The organism is Nocardia sp. NPDC004860 (assembly GCF_040609015.1).
Classification (GTDB): domain Bacteria; phylum Actinomycetota; class Actinomycetes; order Mycobacteriales; family Mycobacteriaceae; genus Nocardia.
Window position 1 is genome coordinate 1 of sequence record NZ_JBEXJI010000028.1, and the last position, 14,979, is coordinate 14,979.

Here is a 14,979-nt window from a genome sequence, read left to right on the forward strand (position 1 = left end):
ATTTGGTCCCCCCCGCGCCGGGGGGTTGACCCAAGCCGCCGGCACTCCACCCCCACGGTGTGGGGCCTGCGGCTCACAACCCCCCGGGGGGGGTCGCCGGGGCGAGTCTGCCGCTGGCGGGGTGGAAGATCCCCGCTCGATTCCAGAGCCGGTGCGCCCGGGTCATTCGAAGTCGGCGGTAGGGCTAGCCGACGTTCTTGGCGAGCAGGAGGTCGAGGACCCGGGTGTATTGGTCGGGGAAGTCCATGGGAACGATTCCGTAGTGGGCGGACTGGGTGGTGTGGGAGGTCAGGTAGTCGGCGAGTTTGGGCATGATCGCCGCCGCGTTGTCCTTGGGCCAGGCACTGTCGGCGAAGCTGGTGAAGTTGATGTACTCGAGGGTGTTGGCGGGGTCGGCGGCGGCCTTGTCGAGGCAGGCTTTGACGTAGTCGAATTTGTCGCCGCCGGAGGAGCCGAAGTTCGAGGAGCCGGAGTCGAGGCCGGCCAAACCGTGGTCCTTGTAGTGGTCCTGGAGATGGATCCGGTCGGTGGTGAAGACGCCGTTGTCGCCGCCGGGCCATTGCAGGCAGCCGAGGGAATTGGCGAACTGGGCGATGAGGACGATGCGGCCGCGGGCCTCACCCAGCGCGGGGAAGCGATTCTCCAGCCAGAACAGTGAGCGGTAGCCCTTGGTGTCCAGGTAGCCGTTGAAGATTCGCGCGAAATCGGCGCCCACGTCGTTATTGGTGCCGTCCTCCTTCTTGACCCGCATGACGAGGACTTCGCCGGGATTGCCGGCCAGGAAGGTTCGGCACTGGTCGAGCACCGTATCGAAGGTGATGCCCTGGTAGAAGGCGCTGTGGTACACGCCGAAGGAGTCCGCGGTGTGGTCCTGCAGGCCGTTGCAGCGGATGTCCAGGAAGCGGATGCCGTGCGCGAATTGGTCCGGGAGCGACCAGTTCTGGGTGTGCGCCCACTCGGTGCCGTTGGTGGCGCTGGTGCAGCAGGAGTCGTGGGTGCCGGGGATGGTGAGGCGCAGCAGCGAGGTGGCGTCGGGGAGCGTGGACATCCACGCCTGCGGTGGTGCGCCGACGGTACGCGCGTGCGGGATCGCCTGCGCCGCAGGGCTGGTCAGGCCGGTGGCGAGCGCGCCTGCGGCGGCGGCCAGGGTGGTGCGGGCGAAGTCTCGGCGGGTCAAGCTCATAGGGCGGGGAGCCTAACCTGGACAATGGACCAAGATTGCCGTTTTGCTCGAATTGAGTGATCAGCCCGGTTCGGTGGTCACCGTGATGGTGGTCCAGCCGCCCACGTGGATGCGGTCGCCTGCCTGGAGTGGCACAGGAGTTTTCGGCGGGATGGGTTGCGGGCTGTCATTGAGGCAGGTGCCGTTGGTGGAGCCCAGGTCGGTGACCGTGAGCGTCCCGCCGTCGATGTGCAGGATGGCGTGCGAGCGCGAGACCGCGATATCGGCGGGCGCGACCGAGAGGTCGATATCGGGGTGCACGCCCTGCGAGACGCTGCGCTTGCCGATCAGGATATTGGGCCCCTGCAAGGGGATTCGGCGGTCGGGGTAGTAGGCGGGGAAGTCGACCCGCTCCAGATCGGGCCCTTTCTGCGCCTGCATGCGCGCGTAGTGCGCCCGGTCGGCGGAAATGGTGGCGACCCAGACCAGCGCTGCGGCACCGTTCTCGACCGCCCCGGATTCGCCGCCGGTCGTCGCCGGTTCCGCGCGCACCGGTGGCGCGGGCGGAGGCGCCGGCAGCGCCGAGTCGTGTCCGCAGTTCTCGCAGAATCGCCCCTCCGAGGGCGCCCCGCAGGACGGGCACACCGCGAGTTGCGGTGCGGCGCCACCGAATGGAGCGCCCATCGGCGCACCACAGAAATCGCAGTAGTCGGTGGCGGCGGTCTCGTGCCCCTCGATGCAGAGCGCCATCACGGCTCCTTGCGGACTCGGGCGGTCTTGGTGGAGCGGACGTCGAGGGCCATCTCGTCGGCGGGATCGATCTTGTTGCGCAGTCGGATGGTCCCGGTCCGCTCGTCCACCACGTCGACGACACTGAGCAGCAGCTTGGCGGTGTTCTCATTGCCCGACTCGCTGGCCAGGTGGTACGCGCGCTGGAGTTTGGCCGTGGCCGTGGCGAAGTCGCCCTGTTTGCGCGCGGTCAGGCCCTCCTGAACGGTCTGGGCCAGCTCGGCCTGTCCGGTGTAGTGCGCGACCCGGCGGCTGATGATCGCCGACTTGTCGGTATCGGTCGTCCAGGCCGCCTTGACCAGACCCTGCCCGAGCACGTCGCCCTCGGCCAGCACGCTCACCCGCGCGGCCAGCTTCTCCCGATCCGGCGCGGCAGGCTCGAGCTCCAGCTGGATGTGATAGTCGCGATCCTCGGCGCCCCAGGAGCCCAGCGGATATTCGCCCACCTGCGGTCCCACCTCGGTGCGTCGCGCGGTGAGATCCTCGATGAACGGCGCGACCTGCTTGAGGAACACGATCTTCGCACCCACCGGTGTCCACACCCGCATGGTCAGGTCCGGAATCGCCTTCTCCATCGACGATTCCATCGTGGCCGCGAAATCCTGGGCCAGCAGATCCGCGGTCGCCACGGTGTCGATCGTCCCGTGCAGCGCGGAGGCGATGGGGCGCACCTCGTTCGGCTCCCAGTCCACCCCGACGCCGCGGCAGTCGCAGGTGAAGACACCGATGGACTGGCGGATCTCCTCCGCCAGCCGCTCGGGCGTCTCGTGCTCGTTCTTGCCGTCGGTGAGCAGGATGGCGTGCACCATGGCCCCCGGATGCTGCTGGGCGATCAGGCGTGACAGTCCCAGCCAGGTGCCGATCGCGGTGCCGCCGTGCGGAACCAGCTTGTCCAGCGCTCGCCGTGCGTTGGCGCGCTCCTGCGGGCTGGCCACCGCCGAGGGCCCGCGGTGCGGGAACACCACCTGCGCCTTGTCGGTGCCCTCCACGATCGCGAACCGGGTGCCGTCGGGCATGACGTCCAGCGCCGCCAGCGTGGCCCGCCGGGCGCCCGCGAACTTGTCGGCCGCGCCCATGGACCCGGAGGTGTCGATGATCAGGATCTCGACCCGCGGCGGCGGCACCACCGACACCACCAGATCGCCGGTGGCCTCGACGGTGACGATGGCGTCGACCGTGCGCACCCCCTCGGCGAGGAAGGCGTTCTGGTCGATGGCTACCGAAATGCCTTTGTTCTCAGCGGAAGTCACGGTGTGTCTCCTGACGGTGCGAGGGACGGGACGGGTACGAGGGCGACGGTGATGTTGTCCTTGCCGCCCGCACCGAGCGCGTGCTCCACCAGGGCGCGCGCCGCGGGCAACGGCGCCAGCGAGCCGGTGAAGCGGGACAGGGCCGCTGCCTCCGGGAGGTAATTCCACAACCCGTCGGTGCACACCAGCAGCACCCCGGGCGCGTCGGTGTGCAGGGTGCGCACGCAGGTGGGCGACCACTGGTGTTCGCTGTCGGCCCCCAGCCAGCGGGTGAGCACGTGCGCGTGCGGGCCGTCCATGGCGGTGGCCGCGTCCAGCACGCCGTTGTCGACCATGGCCTGGGCGAGGGAATCGTCGACGGTGAGCCGGTCGGAGTCGTCGCCGCGTAGCCAATAGGCGCGGCTGTCACCGACATTCGCGACGGTGATGTCCGCGCCGCCCTCGGCGTCGAACTGCACGATCGCCGACACATAGGTGCACGACGGCGCTTTCCCGCCCGGCGAGCCGACCGCCTTGACCGCGTCGGCGGCGGCGGTGAGCCCGGCCATGACGCAGTCCTCGGCGGGCTGGTCCGCGGCGAGGGCGGCCAGGCAGGCGTCCAGCCCCGCCCGGGCCGCGGCACCCGAGGCGGCCTGCGGATCCTCGGAGGTCGACACCCCGTCACAGACCGTGATGACCGCGGCGGCCGGACGATTCGGCACCGCGCCCTCCAGCACCGCCGCCGCGACCGCGTCCTCGTTGCGGGCGTGCAGCAGGCCGCGATCGGTGATCAGGCACGCGGTGCCCAGGTCGAATTCGAAGCGATCCCGCTCGGGCCCGAGCTCACCGCAGGTGGCGCAGTAGCCGTCCGGGTCGAATTCGCTTCCGCCGCAGCCGGTGCAGTCGGGCGGCGGACCGGATTCGACGGTGGCCGTGGTGCCGGTGGGGGCGAGCCGGGCACTGCGCGCCGCCTCGGCCACCGGCACGGTCGAGCCGGAGCCGGGCCGGAATTCCTTGGGCGGCAGCGCGATCGCCCGGATGCCGAGTTTGCGCCCGCAGGCCTCGCAGAACCGGTCGGTGTCGGCGACGAAGGTGCCGCACTGCGGGCAGCGGGCCGTCACAGCAGCGTCCTCGGGCGCACCGCATTGGCCTGCTCCACCAGGGCGATCCGTTCCCACATGTCCTCGGTCTCGTGCGCCAGGTCGCGATAACAGCGTTCCAAACCGGTGCGTACCCCTTGTTGATCGAGCGCCACCCCCAGCAGCGGGGAGTGGTCGGTGGGCACCCTGCCCAGGCGCAGCCAGCGCAGCGCCGCGTCCAGGACTCGCAGACGGGCCTGCGCGGCACGGCGTTTCGAGTCGAGGGTCAGACTATCGATGCGTTTGCCGGCATCGCGAACCAATTGTTCGGTCAGCTCGGCGGGCTCGGCGACGGCCAGCAGCGTCTCGACGGCGGTGACCCCGGCCTCGGTGTGCACCGCCGAGGCGGCGTCGACCTGATCGAGCACGGTGACCGCGCCCGCCCGGTCGCCGGTCGCGCGCCGCAGCCGGGCCGCGCCGAAGGCGGCGCTGGTGAAGGAGCGGTCGGTGCGCCAGACCAGGTCGTAGTAGCGGGCGGCCCGCTCGCGCGCGGTCTCGGGGTCCAGTCCGTCCGCGGCCATGAGCTCGGCGGTGACCGCCAGGGCCAGCTTCGGGGCGGCCTCGCCCGGCAGGGCGCTGTAGAGGGCGTCGAATTCGGCTGCGGCGGAGGGCCAATCGCGCTGCAGCAGGCGGGCCAGGCCCGTGAACCAGGTCAGCCGCCAGTCGCCGGACAGCGTCTCGCCCACCGCGTCCAGCCGGCGCAGCGCGTCGTCCGGATCGCCGAATTCCAGTGCGGCGCGGATCAGCCGGAGCGGGATCTCCACCGACTCCTCGCGGCCGGTGACCACCGACTGCAGGCCGGCGGTGATCTCGCGCTCCAGGTCCTCGGGCGTGACCGCGCTGGTGGAGGCCAGCAGTGCCGCGCCGCTGTCGCTCGGGTCGACCAGCGGAACCGGCAGCGCCGCAATGAGGGCGCGAGGATCGCCGGGCAGCTGGTCGCCGACGCCGAAGACCCCGCGCGGCGGGCCGAACCGGGTGGACAGTCCCGGCCGGGGCCGCCCGTCCTCGGTGGCCAGCACCTCGCGCAGAATGCCGGTGAGCTGATCGCCCATCTCGGTCATGGAGGTGAAGCGCGCGTCCGGCTCGATATCGGTGGCGCGCACCAGGAACCGGTACAGCGATTCGTGGCGGGCCATGAGCGGTTCGAGCTCGGGACCGGGCAGCGGGCCGAGTTCGTTGTTCACCGGAGGGATCCGCATGATGAGCGCCGCCAGCGTGCGGCCCACCGTGTACACCTCCGACGCGACGGTCGGGCCGGTCTGCGCGATCTCCTCGGCCTGGTAACCCGGTGTGCCGTAGATGGTTTCGGTCTGATCGTGCAGGCCGACGACCGCGCCGAGGTCGATGAGCTTGAGCTGCTCCTCGGTCTGCATCACATTGTCGGGTTTGAAGTCGCAGTAGGCGAGCCCGCGGTCATGGAGGTACTCCAAGGCGGGCAGCATCTCCAGGATGTAGGCGATGGCCCGCGCGGGCGGCAGATACCGCTGATCGGCCGTGCGCTGTTCGCGCAGCAGCTGTTTGAGCGACTTGCCGCCCACGTACTCCATCACGATGTACCCGACCGGCTTGCCGTCCGGCCCGGTGTCCTCGGCGAAGTTGTAGATCCGCACGATATTCGGGTGATCGACCTGCGCGAGGAACCGCTTCTCGGCCACGGCCGCCCGCATGGCGTCCGCATCGCCGGTATTGAGCAGGCCCTTGAGGACCACCGGCCGGTCGTCGACCTTGTGGTCCACCGCGAGGTAGATCCAGCCCAGGCCGCCGTGCGCCAGCGGGCCGAGCACCTCGTACTGGCCGCCCACCACATCCCGGCCGGACAGCTTGGGGGTGAAGGAGAATCGCGTCCCGCAGTGGGCGCAGAAGCCCTCGGCGCGGCCGGGCTGACCATTGCGACTGCGCCCGACCGGCCGATTGCACCTACCGCATTCGCGATGGTTCTCCGGCACCTCCGGATCGACGAGCACGGCCTCTGCCGGATCCCGGCGCGGCACCGACGGCACCTTGACCATGCCCGCGCCCAGCCTGCCGCGGCTGGCCCCGGAGGCTCCCGACCGTCCGGTGCGCACCGAACGCCCACTGCGGGATGACCGGCCGCTGACCGTCGATCCCGTGCTCATCGCCGACGCGTGCCCGGTGTCGTGCGCGGTGGCGGCCGGCGCCGACGGCGGCGCGGGCGCGCTGCCGCACACATCGCAGTAGCCGTCGAGAATCGTTCCGGTGCAACCGGGTTCGGCACAGCGGTCGGAGCCGACGGCGCTCGCCGCGCCGGCAGCGCTCGTCCCGGTCGATGTGGTCGGCCCGCCCCCGGTGACCGCGGGCGCCGCGCTCGGGGCGGTGCCGCAGACGGTGCAATAGCCGTCCTCGATGGTCCCGGTGCAGCCGGGTTCGGTGCAGTTCATGATCGCCTCCCCGATTTCTGGTCGATGAGCTGGCGGTAGTCGGTGATGGCGCGGGTGACCGCGGCCAGATCGCAGGGCCGGCGCGAGAGCAGCCCCGCCGCGATGCGGGCGGCGGCGAGCACATCCTGGTCCTCGGCCACCCCCAGCCGGGCGGCCTTGGCCCGGTAGGAACTGAACCGCCCCTTCAGTTCCATCCGCCGATCGAGCAGCCCCTGCGCGAGTTGTTCGTTGCGGGTCGCGGTGTCGAGTGCCCCGGTGATGCGTTGCCGCAGCTCCCACAGCACCGTGGGCACGGACGGATTGGCTTCCAGCGCGGTCAGTTCCGCGCTGTACACGGCACTGTCGTCCGGATGCCGGGGGAGCGGCGCGGCCAGGATGGTGCGCTCCACCTCGGTGCGGGCGCGATCAGCCCGCTCGTAGGTCTTGCGCAGCGCCTCGACCCGGGCCCGGGACCGTTCGATCGCCGCGTCCCAATCCGCCGAGATGGCCCGCAGTTCGGTCAGCACCGTCGCGGCCTCGCGCATACGCCGGGACAGCTCGCCCAGGCGGCGGTCGAGCGCATCGGGTGCCAGCGCCAGGGGATCGGTGGCGACCTGCATGGCGAGGGCGTCGATATCGCTTGTCAGCGACTGCAATTCGGGAATCGACATGCCGGTGCGGGTCAGCTCCGCCTGCAGCGGCGCGATATCGGTCATCACCCGGGTGTGCACCGCCTCCACCGCGTCGAGCACCCGCACCACGGTCGGGAAGGCCGCGCGCATGCGGTCCAGCATCTCGGTGATGCCGATCAGCTCGATCTGCTCGCGCGGCCCGCTCAGCGAACGCTGTGACATCGGAATCGTGCTGCGCGACACCTCGACCGGCTGTCCGCGCAGCAGGCGCGTGAGCTCCGCCCGGTCCAGTGCGTCCAGGCGTCGCCGTCCGCGCGCGGTCCGGGCCTGGTCCAGCACGGTGCCCAGCCGCCCGAAGTCCTCCCACATGAGTTCCAGCGCCGCCCGCGCCGGCGCCCAGCGCTGCTCGGTGACACCGGTGGGCGGGAAGCGGCGCAACAGCACCAGCCCGGGATGCTTGTCCAGCTCCACCAGGGTCGCGGCGATGGTCTCGATTTCGCGTGCCCGCTCGGCGATTTCACGATCTATCTCGGCGACGCTGAGAATGTGCCCAGGATTCTCGTGCATGACCGGCTCAATCGCTGTACTTGGGCGCCGGGGGACCGTTGGACGGCCCGAGCACGCTCAGCCGCTGGTTGTAGATCCGCTGCCAGGTACCGTCGGCGCGCACCCGCTCCAGCACGCCATTGACGAACCGCACGAGATCCGTGTTCTGCTTCTGGACTCCGATGGCGTACACATCGGTGGCCATGGCGTCGCCGACCACCTCGAGATTCGGGTCCTGGATCTTCAATCCGTACAGCAGCGGCAGGTCGGTGCTGGCGGCGTCGACCTCGCCCTGCTGCAGCGCGGTCAGGCAGTCCAGCCAGTTCTCGATCCCGATCACGATGGGGCGCTGGGGAAGTGCGAACACCGCGTCCAGCGTCGTCGAGTTGGGGATGCCGCACACCTTCTTGCCGCCCAGATCGGCCGCCGAGCGAATGCCCGAGCCCTTGGTCACCAGCACCCGCTGGTCGGTCTCGAAATAGACGGCGGAGAACTGGACCTGCTGGCGGCGCGAGCAGGTCGGTGTGAAGTTCTGCACGACCAGGTCGACCTCGTTCTTCGCCAGCGCATCCGCGCGGTGGGCGGAGTCGATGGGATGCAGGTCCACCCGGCCCGGGTCGCCGAACAGGTCGCGGGCGATCTCGTGGGCGAGATCGATATCGAAGCCCTCGAGCTCGCCGGTCGACGGATTGCGGTAACCGAACAGGAATTGGTTCTGGTCCACCCCGATCCGGATCTTCCCGCCGGCGACGATGTTCGCCATCGTCGACCGGGCGGGCATGGACCCCGGCTGCGGTTGCGGACTCAGCGGCCGCAGGCTCGCGGTCGGGTTACAGGACTGGTCGGCGCGCTGGTTGGGCGCGGTGGCGAGGACGGTCGCGCCCACCGGCAGCCGGCTGCCGGACGGCAGCTGGAAGGGCGCGGCATCCGGCGTCGACCCGCACGCGGCGGCCAGCAGCGCCACGGCTGCCACCATCAGCATCCGCATCCGCTTCACAGGAACTCCTTCAACCGCGGCCACACCCCGACGACGATCGATCCCGCCGCCGCCAGCAGCAGCACCAGCGTGCCCAGCGGGCTCAGGGTGAGGGCATTTCCGGCCGTGTTCACATCGTCGCGCACTTCCTGGCGGGTGCGCTCGAGTTCGGTCTTCAAGGCGTCGTCGAGGGCGGTGAACTGGGCCGCGGATCCCGCGCCGTCGGTCTTGATCGACTGGTCGACCGCCCCGCGATAGTCGTTGGACTTGTAGGCGGCGAGCTCCTTCTGATGGCCGTCCTGCCAGCCCGAGAAGGCCTTCGACGCCGCGGAATTGCCGCTCAGCAGGCCGGCCAGATCCGCGCGCAGCTGGTCGCTGCCGGCGGTGAAGCGCTGCTCGCTGGCGTCGAGGTCGCCGCGGGTGATGAGCTGCAGCGTCTCCTCGGTGCGCGCCTGCTGGGCGAGAATCCTTGCCTGCGCGAGCTTTTCGAAGCGGGCAGTGGCGCCGGTGTCGATGGCCGCCGTGGTCGCGGCCGTGGTGGCGAGGATCCATAGCAGCGCGACCACCGTCAGACCGCCGGCCGTGACCACGCCCGGATTGATCCAGCGGTTGGTGCGCCGCACCAGAATCCACGAGCCGTAGCCGCAGGCCGCGAGCAGCAGCACCAGCGTGCCCGCGCTCCACCAGGGCAGCCCGGTGATCGCGCCCTGATCGCTGTGCAGCTGTGCGAGGCGAATGTGCTCCAGTTCGCCCGCGTCCTTCAGGATCGAGCCCTGCATGAGCGCCGACGCCTGCCGCAGATACGCGGAGCCGACCGGCAGGCCCTGCCGGTTATTGGCCCGCGCCGCCTCGACATAGCCGGTGTAACTGGGCAATTCGGCCGAGATCCGGCCCAGGATGGTACGGGTCTCGGCGTCCGCGGCGCCGGTGGTGGCCTCCGCGAGCGCGGCGGCCGCGTCGGTCAGCGCGTTCTCGTAGCGGATCCGCACCTCGGGCGACTCGATCCCGCCCGAGAGATAGGCGGTGGACGCCGCCGCGTCGGCCGTGGACAGTGCCACGTACAGCCGCTGTGCGGCATTGGCCAGCGGTTCGGTGTGCGCCAGGACGGTGTCGTGGCGAGTGATCTTGGTGCTCTGCTGATCGGCGGTCACCAGGCCGCCGAGCAGGGCCAGCAGTGCGAGGGCAGCGCCCACCGCACCGATGACGCCGGGCGCGGTGCGCACGAAGCGTCGCGTCCATTGCATGCCCCCGCGAGTGATCGCCGCTGAGCGACTGCGAATGGTCGCCGGTAAGCGACTCCTCAACTCCGTTTCCCCCGTTCGACCGGCCGGTGCTCCCCGTAGCCAGATCGTACGGTAGCGATCGCACCCTGTCGATCGAGTTCCAACCGGTCGGAATTCGCTGAGTGGATCCATCATTTCGAATGCACGTGCATTCATGACCGGACCATGAAATCCAGATTTAACCGCGTGTAATCGCCGGGAAATGTTCCGGCACAACACTTGGTTCACCCGATGTGACCTTAGACACCTTATGTCACAACGTAATTTAGTGCTGGAGCGAGTCTGGTGCCTGCCCGCTCCGCGGTGAGGTAGCGCTGAACCATGTCACCGTATCCCGACTGGCTGAATCCCGGCGACAATGCCTGGCAGTTGGTAGCCGCGACTCTAGTCGGCCTGATGAGCATTCCCGGTATCGCGATCTTGTACGGCGGTCTGGTGCAACGCAAATGGGCCGTCAATACCATGCTCATGGCGTTCACCGGATTCTCGCTGGTCCTGGTGGTGTGGGTGCTGTGGGGCTTCAAGATGGGGTTCGGCGAGCCCGTCAAACTGGGCCCAGGAATACTGCGGGCCGCAATCGGCAAGCCGCACACAATTCTGAGTTCCAATAATCAAGAGCAGGCCGTGATTCCACTGCTCGACGGACTCATGCCCAAGTTCCGATTCTCCCAGACCACGCTGGCCTACTTCCAGTTCGTGTTCGCCGGCATCACACCGCTGTTGTTCCTGGGCAGCGTGATCGGGCGCATCAATTTCAAGGTGTGGCTGATCTTCGTCCCACTCTGGTCGACACTGGCGTATTCGGTCAATGCATTCCTGATCTGGGGCGGCGGCTGGTGGTCGCAAATGGGTGCGCTCGACTACTCCGGTGGATATGTCATCCACTTGGCCGCGGGCACCACGGGCTTCGTGGCCGCGGCGGTCATCGGCCCGCGGCTGACCCGCGACCGGGAACGAGCGGTGCCCAACAACCTGCCCATGGCCGCGGCCGGGGCGGGCATCCTGTGGCTGGGCTGGAACGGCTTCAACGGCGGCGACCCGTACTTCTCGGGCGCGGATGCCTCACTCGCGGTGATCAATACCAATCTCGCCACCGCGGTCGCGGTGCTGACCTGGGTGATCTGGGACATGCTGGCCGGTCCGTCGCGGCGGCCCAATTTCCTGGGCGCGGTCAACGGCATGATTGCCGGCCTGGTCGCCATCACCCCGGCGGCCGGCTTCGTGAACAGCTTCGGGGCCATGGTGATCGGTCTGATCGCCTCGACCCTGGTGTGGCTGTCCTGGAACAAGCTCGGGCGCACCCGGCTGTTCCGCAAGGTCGACGACACCCTCGGCGTGGTGCACACCCACGGCGTGGCAGGGCTGGCGGGCGGCATGCTGGTCGGTGTGCTGGCCGACCCGAACATCCGGGTGTACCTGGGGACCGGCGGCGCGGCCGACGCCACCTACGGCGGCTGGCTCTACGGGCACAATCCGAAACTGCTGCTCTGGCAGGCGGGTGCGGCCGCGACGGTGATCGTCTGGGATGCGTTGGTCACCTTCGTCATTCTCAAGGTGCTGAGCCTGTTCATGAGCCTGCGCATGCCCGACGAAGTGCTCGAGACCGGTGACGTCGGAGCACACGAAGAAGAGGCGTACCCGGACGACACGCTCGTCCACGCGCAACCGTCCGTGCGGAAAGCGGTGCGAACGGAAGCGGCGGTGCGGCAGGACGGAGCGGAGATTCCGGCCAAGGAATCCTGATGTCGGCGCCGCTGCACCTCGGCGGCATGATCGGTTATCACAATATGGACCCGGGCGGCGGTGCGGACGCGAAACTCCTCACGCTGGTGGTGCCGCCCGGCCTGTTCGATCAGATCAAACAGGCCCTCGCCGCCTTCGGTGTGCGGCGCATGGTGGTCACCCAGGTCTATCGCGTGGACGACCGTGACAACCGCGTCGAAAGCTATCGCGGACAACGCTTCGAAACCGATGTCTCCGCCGGCCTGCGAGTCGAATTACTCGCCCGGACCGAGGATGTCACCGATCTGGTGCGCATGATCGGCCGGATCGGCTCCAACCACGAAGCCTCCAATATCCAGATCTGGATGATCGACGCCCGCCGGTTGTGAACGGCGGAAAACTCGATTGCCGCGCTCCCGCCCCGATCGCATGGCCGGGGCGGGAGTGTGCCGTGCTGATTCGAGCCGGCGCGGCAATTCGCCTGTGGGAGTTCTGGTTTGGCGGTGCTGTCGGCCTTCGGCGTGGTCGCGGCACGTGATCGGCGCGCCTGGCTGGTCGAGACGGGGGAGGCGATCGACCACGACGGGCCCGAGGGCGCGGCGGTCGTCCTGGGCGCATGGGACAGCGATCCCGCCCGCGTGGCCATCGCCTGCGCCGACCTGGCCGGGCTCATCGAGCTCGGCGGCACGGTAATCGCCGGGGCCGGAATCGATCTCGGCGACGGCTCGCAGTGGGCAGTCGGCAACAAGATCAGGGAGCTCTCAGCGGGGGAAATCGCCGACAGATTTCCGCAGTGGGTGCTCCCTGATCGTGGTTGCTGCGTGCTCGTGATTCGGTCAGAGCTTGGTGACGGCGTCCAGGACTTCCTCGGTGGTGGCGGTGACGCCGAGGCGGGGGAAGATCTTTTCGACGGAGTGGGCGTGGGCGGCGGGGTCGCGGTCGGCGGCGGCGTCGGTGGCGACGATGACGTGATAGCCGTGTTCGTGGGCGGCGCGGGCGGTGGATTCGACGCCGATGCTGGTGGCGATGCCGCCCAGGACGATGGCGGTGACACCGCGGCGGCGCAGGTGCAGGTCGAGGTCGGTGCCGTGGAAGGCGCCCCACTGGCGCTTGGTGATCCGGATATCGGTGGGCTGGATGTCGAGTTCGTCGAGGAGTTCGTCCCAGCCGGGCGGCGGGGTGAAGGCGCCGGCGGGCTGCATGGTGCGGCCGGGCGGCATGTCGCTGCCGTCCGCGGCGAAGGTGACGCGCACCAGGACGACCGGCAGGCCCTTGTCGCGGAAGGCCTTGGCCAGCTCGGTTCCCCGGCGCACCACCTCGTCCGCGGGGTAGGGCTGGGTGGGGGCGGCGACGATACCGCGTTGCAGGTCGATGAGGACCAGAGCGGTGTTGGGATCGAGCAGGGTGTCGGTCAAGGTGCAATCCTTCTCTGGGAGTGGTGATTCCGGTCAGTCTTCGGTGAGCCGGGCGAGCAGCGGGATCGCGGCGATGAGCGAATCCTGTTCGCCGGGCGAGAGTTTGGTCGCGATCGCGGTCGCCAGCCAGTCTTCCTTGGCGTCGTGCGCCAGCCGCAGCAACCGCTGCCCGGCCTCGGACAGTGACAGCAGCACCTGCCGCTGATCGGTCGGATGCGGCGCGCGCACCACCAGCCCGCGCTCCTCCAGCACGGCGAGGGTGGTGCGCATGGACTGCGGCCGCACCCGCTCGGCCCGCGCCAGATCGGCGACCGACATCGGCCCCTCGTGTCCGAGGCGGCTCAGCGCCACGGCCTGGGAGGGTGTCATCTCGATTCCGGCCCGGGCCGTCCGCAACTGCCGCAACAGCCGGCTCGCCGCCACCCGCAGCTCGCTCGCGGCGGCGGCCACTGCTGCGGCCGACCTGTCCTCTCCGTTCGTGCTCACCGGCCCAGAGTGCCATAAACGAAGTCAAACTTGCAAGTTTGCCTGTCGAATTTGTGATCCGGCCACGTGGTCGCGGAGGAAGCTGGTGATCTCCGCGCGCGCCGCTCTGGCCTGTGGGACCAGGCCGGGCATCGTGATGAAAGCGTGTGTCGCACCGGGGTATTCGGAAAGCTGTGCGAGCGTGCCGGACTCGCGCAGCCGCTCGGCGTAGCGACGGCCCTGGTCTGCCAGCGGGTCCAGGGTCGGCACCACCACCAGCGCCGGGGCCAGCCCACCGAGGTCGTCGGCACACATCGGCGATACCGCGCGAGGATCGGAGCCGGGCGGTACTGCCAACCGCCGGAACAGGTTCAGCTTCGGCAGGCTGAGCGTCGGACTGTCCGCGTACCGGGAGATCGACGCGTAGTCATCGAACGACCCGGCCAGATCGCTCGCGGGGTTGACCAGTACCTGTGCCCGCAGCGTCAGGCCGGACGCCTTGGCGCGGATCGCGGACAGCGCGGTGATCAATGCGCCCGTGCTCTCCCCGGCGACGGCCACCCGTGTGGGGTCGATTCCCCATTCCCCGGCGTGATTCACGATGTGCCGCAGCACATCCCATCCGTCATCGGCGGCCGCCGACAGCGGAATCCCCGGCGCGAGCAGACGATGCTCGACCGACACGACGACCGCGGGCAGCCGCGCCGCGAGATGACTGTTCCCCCAATCGCATTGCGCCGCCGTTCCCGCGAACCCGCCACCGTGGACGTGAACCACCAGTGGCAGCGTGCCGCCGCGTTCGCCCGACGGCCGGTACACCCGGACCGGGATCACACGATCACCCAGCGCCACCTCTTCCCAATCAATAGTGGTGCCGCGCTTCGGAAAACCGGTGATCACCCGCACTGCCCGCGACCCGAAGAGACGATTGGCCGCCGCACTGTGGCTAGCCAACTCCGCCGCCGTCAGCGTCTCCCAATCCGGGTCCTTGCGCAGGGCGTGCAGCAGCCGAATGCCCAGCGGCGGCCGCTCGCCCTCGCCCGCCCCGTTCGTGTCATTCCTGTCGTGTCTGAACATGCCCCTCAGCTTCGGCGGCACGCCGCCGGAGGTATTGAACAAATGTTCTCGATCCGGGCCACGGGGGCCCGGCTGAAGTCTGTCCGAATGCCGCCAACGCGATGGCTGATTCCCGCCGGTCATCGGGGATCGGCTGGGCCAGAGTAGGTGAGGAAGAGAGAAGACG

General features: G+C 69.3%; 13 protein-coding genes. 2 read left to right on the top strand and 11 right to left on the bottom strand.

Annotated elements, in window-relative coordinates:
* Positions 1-184 precede the first annotated feature (184 nt).
* The 8 genes from ABZV44_RS35330 to ABZV44_RS35365 are packed head-to-tail and all read right to left on the bottom strand — an operon-like array spanning position 185 to position 10,095.
* Positions 185-1,183: a phosphatidylinositol-specific phospholipase C gene (locus tag ABZV44_RS35330; protein WP_354846248.1), complete on the bottom strand. Its 999-nt coding sequence runs from the start codon at positions 1,181-1,183 to the stop codon at positions 185-187.
* 60 nt (positions 1,184-1,243) lie between these two features.
* Entirely contained in the window at positions 1,244-1,912 is a 669-nt protein-coding gene (locus ABZV44_RS35335) for an FHA domain-containing protein (RefSeq protein ID WP_354846251.1), read from the bottom strand.
* Positions 1,912-3,201, bottom strand: a complete 1,290-nt coding sequence (locus ABZV44_RS35340) for a VWA domain-containing protein (protein WP_354846253.1) — start codon at positions 3,199-3,201, stop codon at positions 1,912-1,914. The genes ABZV44_RS35335 and ABZV44_RS35340 overlap by 1 nt, the downstream gene beginning before the upstream one ends.
* The gene (locus ABZV44_RS35345) at positions 3,198-4,301 is read right to left on the bottom strand and encodes a PP2C family serine/threonine-protein phosphatase (protein ID WP_354846256.1); all 1,104 of its coding nucleotides are present in this window, start codon (positions 4,299-4,301) and stop codon (positions 3,198-3,200) included. The genes ABZV44_RS35340 and ABZV44_RS35345 overlap by 4 nt, the downstream gene beginning before the upstream one ends.
* On the bottom strand, positions 4,298-6,718 hold the full coding sequence (locus ABZV44_RS35350; protein WP_354846259.1) for a tetratricopeptide repeat protein: 2,421 nt from the start codon (positions 6,716-6,718) through the stop codon (positions 4,298-4,300). The genes ABZV44_RS35345 and ABZV44_RS35350 overlap by 4 nt, the downstream gene beginning before the upstream one ends.
* On the bottom strand, positions 6,715-7,896 hold the full coding sequence (locus ABZV44_RS35355; protein ID WP_354846262.1) for a hypothetical protein: 1,182 nt from the start codon (positions 7,894-7,896) through the stop codon (positions 6,715-6,717). Before ABZV44_RS35355 ends, ABZV44_RS35350 begins: the two co-directional genes overlap by 4 nt.
* A 7-nt stretch (positions 7,897-7,903) precedes the next feature.
* Positions 7,904-8,863, bottom strand: a complete 960-nt coding sequence (locus ABZV44_RS35360; RefSeq protein ID WP_354846525.1) for a glutamate ABC transporter substrate-binding protein — start codon at positions 8,861-8,863, stop codon at positions 7,904-7,906.
* A 5-nt stretch (positions 8,864-8,868) separates the two neighbouring features.
* Complete coding sequence (locus tag ABZV44_RS35365) at positions 8,869-10,095, bottom strand: hypothetical protein (RefSeq protein WP_354846265.1); 1,227 nt, start codon at positions 10,093-10,095, stop codon at positions 8,869-8,871.
* Positions 10,096-10,455: 360 nt separating this feature from the next.
* Between ABZV44_RS35365 and ABZV44_RS35370 the strand changes: the two genes are divergently transcribed.
* Positions 10,456-11,877, top strand: coding sequence for an ammonium transporter (locus tag ABZV44_RS35370; RefSeq protein ID WP_354846267.1), 1,422 nt, complete (start codon positions 10,456-10,458; stop codon positions 11,875-11,877).
* A complete protein-coding gene (locus tag ABZV44_RS35375; protein ID WP_354846270.1) occupies positions 11,877-12,245 on the top strand; it encodes a P-II family nitrogen regulator in 369 nt (122 codons plus the stop codon). Before ABZV44_RS35370 ends, ABZV44_RS35375 begins: the two co-directional genes overlap by 1 nt.
* Before the next feature lie 447 nt (positions 12,246-12,692).
* Here ABZV44_RS35375 and ABZV44_RS35380 read toward each other — a convergent pair whose 3' ends face one another.
* The 3 genes from ABZV44_RS35380 to ABZV44_RS35390 are packed head-to-tail and all read right to left on the bottom strand — an operon-like array spanning position 12,693 to position 14,813.
* The gene (locus ABZV44_RS35380) at positions 12,693-13,271 is read right to left on the bottom strand and encodes a hydrolase (protein ID WP_354846273.1); all 579 of its coding nucleotides are present in this window, start codon (positions 13,269-13,271) and stop codon (positions 12,693-12,695) included.
* 33 nt (positions 13,272-13,304) lie between these two features.
* Positions 13,305-13,757 (bottom strand): MarR family transcriptional regulator, encoded by a 453-nt coding sequence (locus ABZV44_RS35385; protein WP_354846276.1) that lies wholly within the window; start codon positions 13,755-13,757, stop codon positions 13,305-13,307.
* A 24-nt stretch (positions 13,758-13,781) separates the two neighbouring features.
* Positions 13,782-14,813, bottom strand: a complete 1,032-nt coding sequence (locus ABZV44_RS35390; RefSeq protein WP_354846279.1) for an alpha/beta hydrolase — start codon at positions 14,811-14,813, stop codon at positions 13,782-13,784.
* Between the last annotated feature and the right edge of the window lie 166 nt (positions 14,814-14,979).

Coding starts and splice junctions, on each gene's coding strand:
- ABZV44_RS35330 (WP_354846248.1), bottom strand. CDS start 1,183: ATGAGCTTGACCCGCCGAGACTTCGCCCGCACCACCCTGGCCGCCGCC.
- ABZV44_RS35335 (WP_354846251.1), bottom strand. CDS start 1,912: ATGGCGCTCTGCATCGAGGGGCACGAGACCGCCGCCACCGACTACTGC.
- ABZV44_RS35350 (WP_354846259.1), bottom strand. CDS start 6,718: ATGAACTGCACCGAACCCGGCTGCACCGGGACCATCGAGGACGGCTAT.
- ABZV44_RS35355 (WP_354846262.1), bottom strand. CDS start 7,896: ATGCACGAGAATCCTGGGCACATTCTCAGCGTCGCCGAGATAGATCGT.
- ABZV44_RS35360 (WP_354846525.1), bottom strand. CDS start 8,863: ATGCGGATGCTGATGGTGGCAGCCGTGGCGCTGCTGGCCGCCGCGTGC.
- ABZV44_RS35365 (WP_354846265.1), bottom strand. CDS start 10,095: ATGCAATGGACGCGACGCTTCGTGCGCACCGCGCCCGGCGTCATCGGT.
- ABZV44_RS35370 (WP_354846267.1), top strand. CDS start 10,456: ATGTCACCGTATCCCGACTGGCTGAATCCCGGCGACAATGCCTGGCAG.
- ABZV44_RS35375 (WP_354846270.1), top strand. CDS start 11,877: ATGTCGGCGCCGCTGCACCTCGGCGGCATGATCGGTTATCACAATATG.
- ABZV44_RS35390 (WP_354846279.1), bottom strand. CDS start 14,813: ATGTTCAGACACGACAGGAATGACACGAACGGGGCGGGCGAGGGCGAG.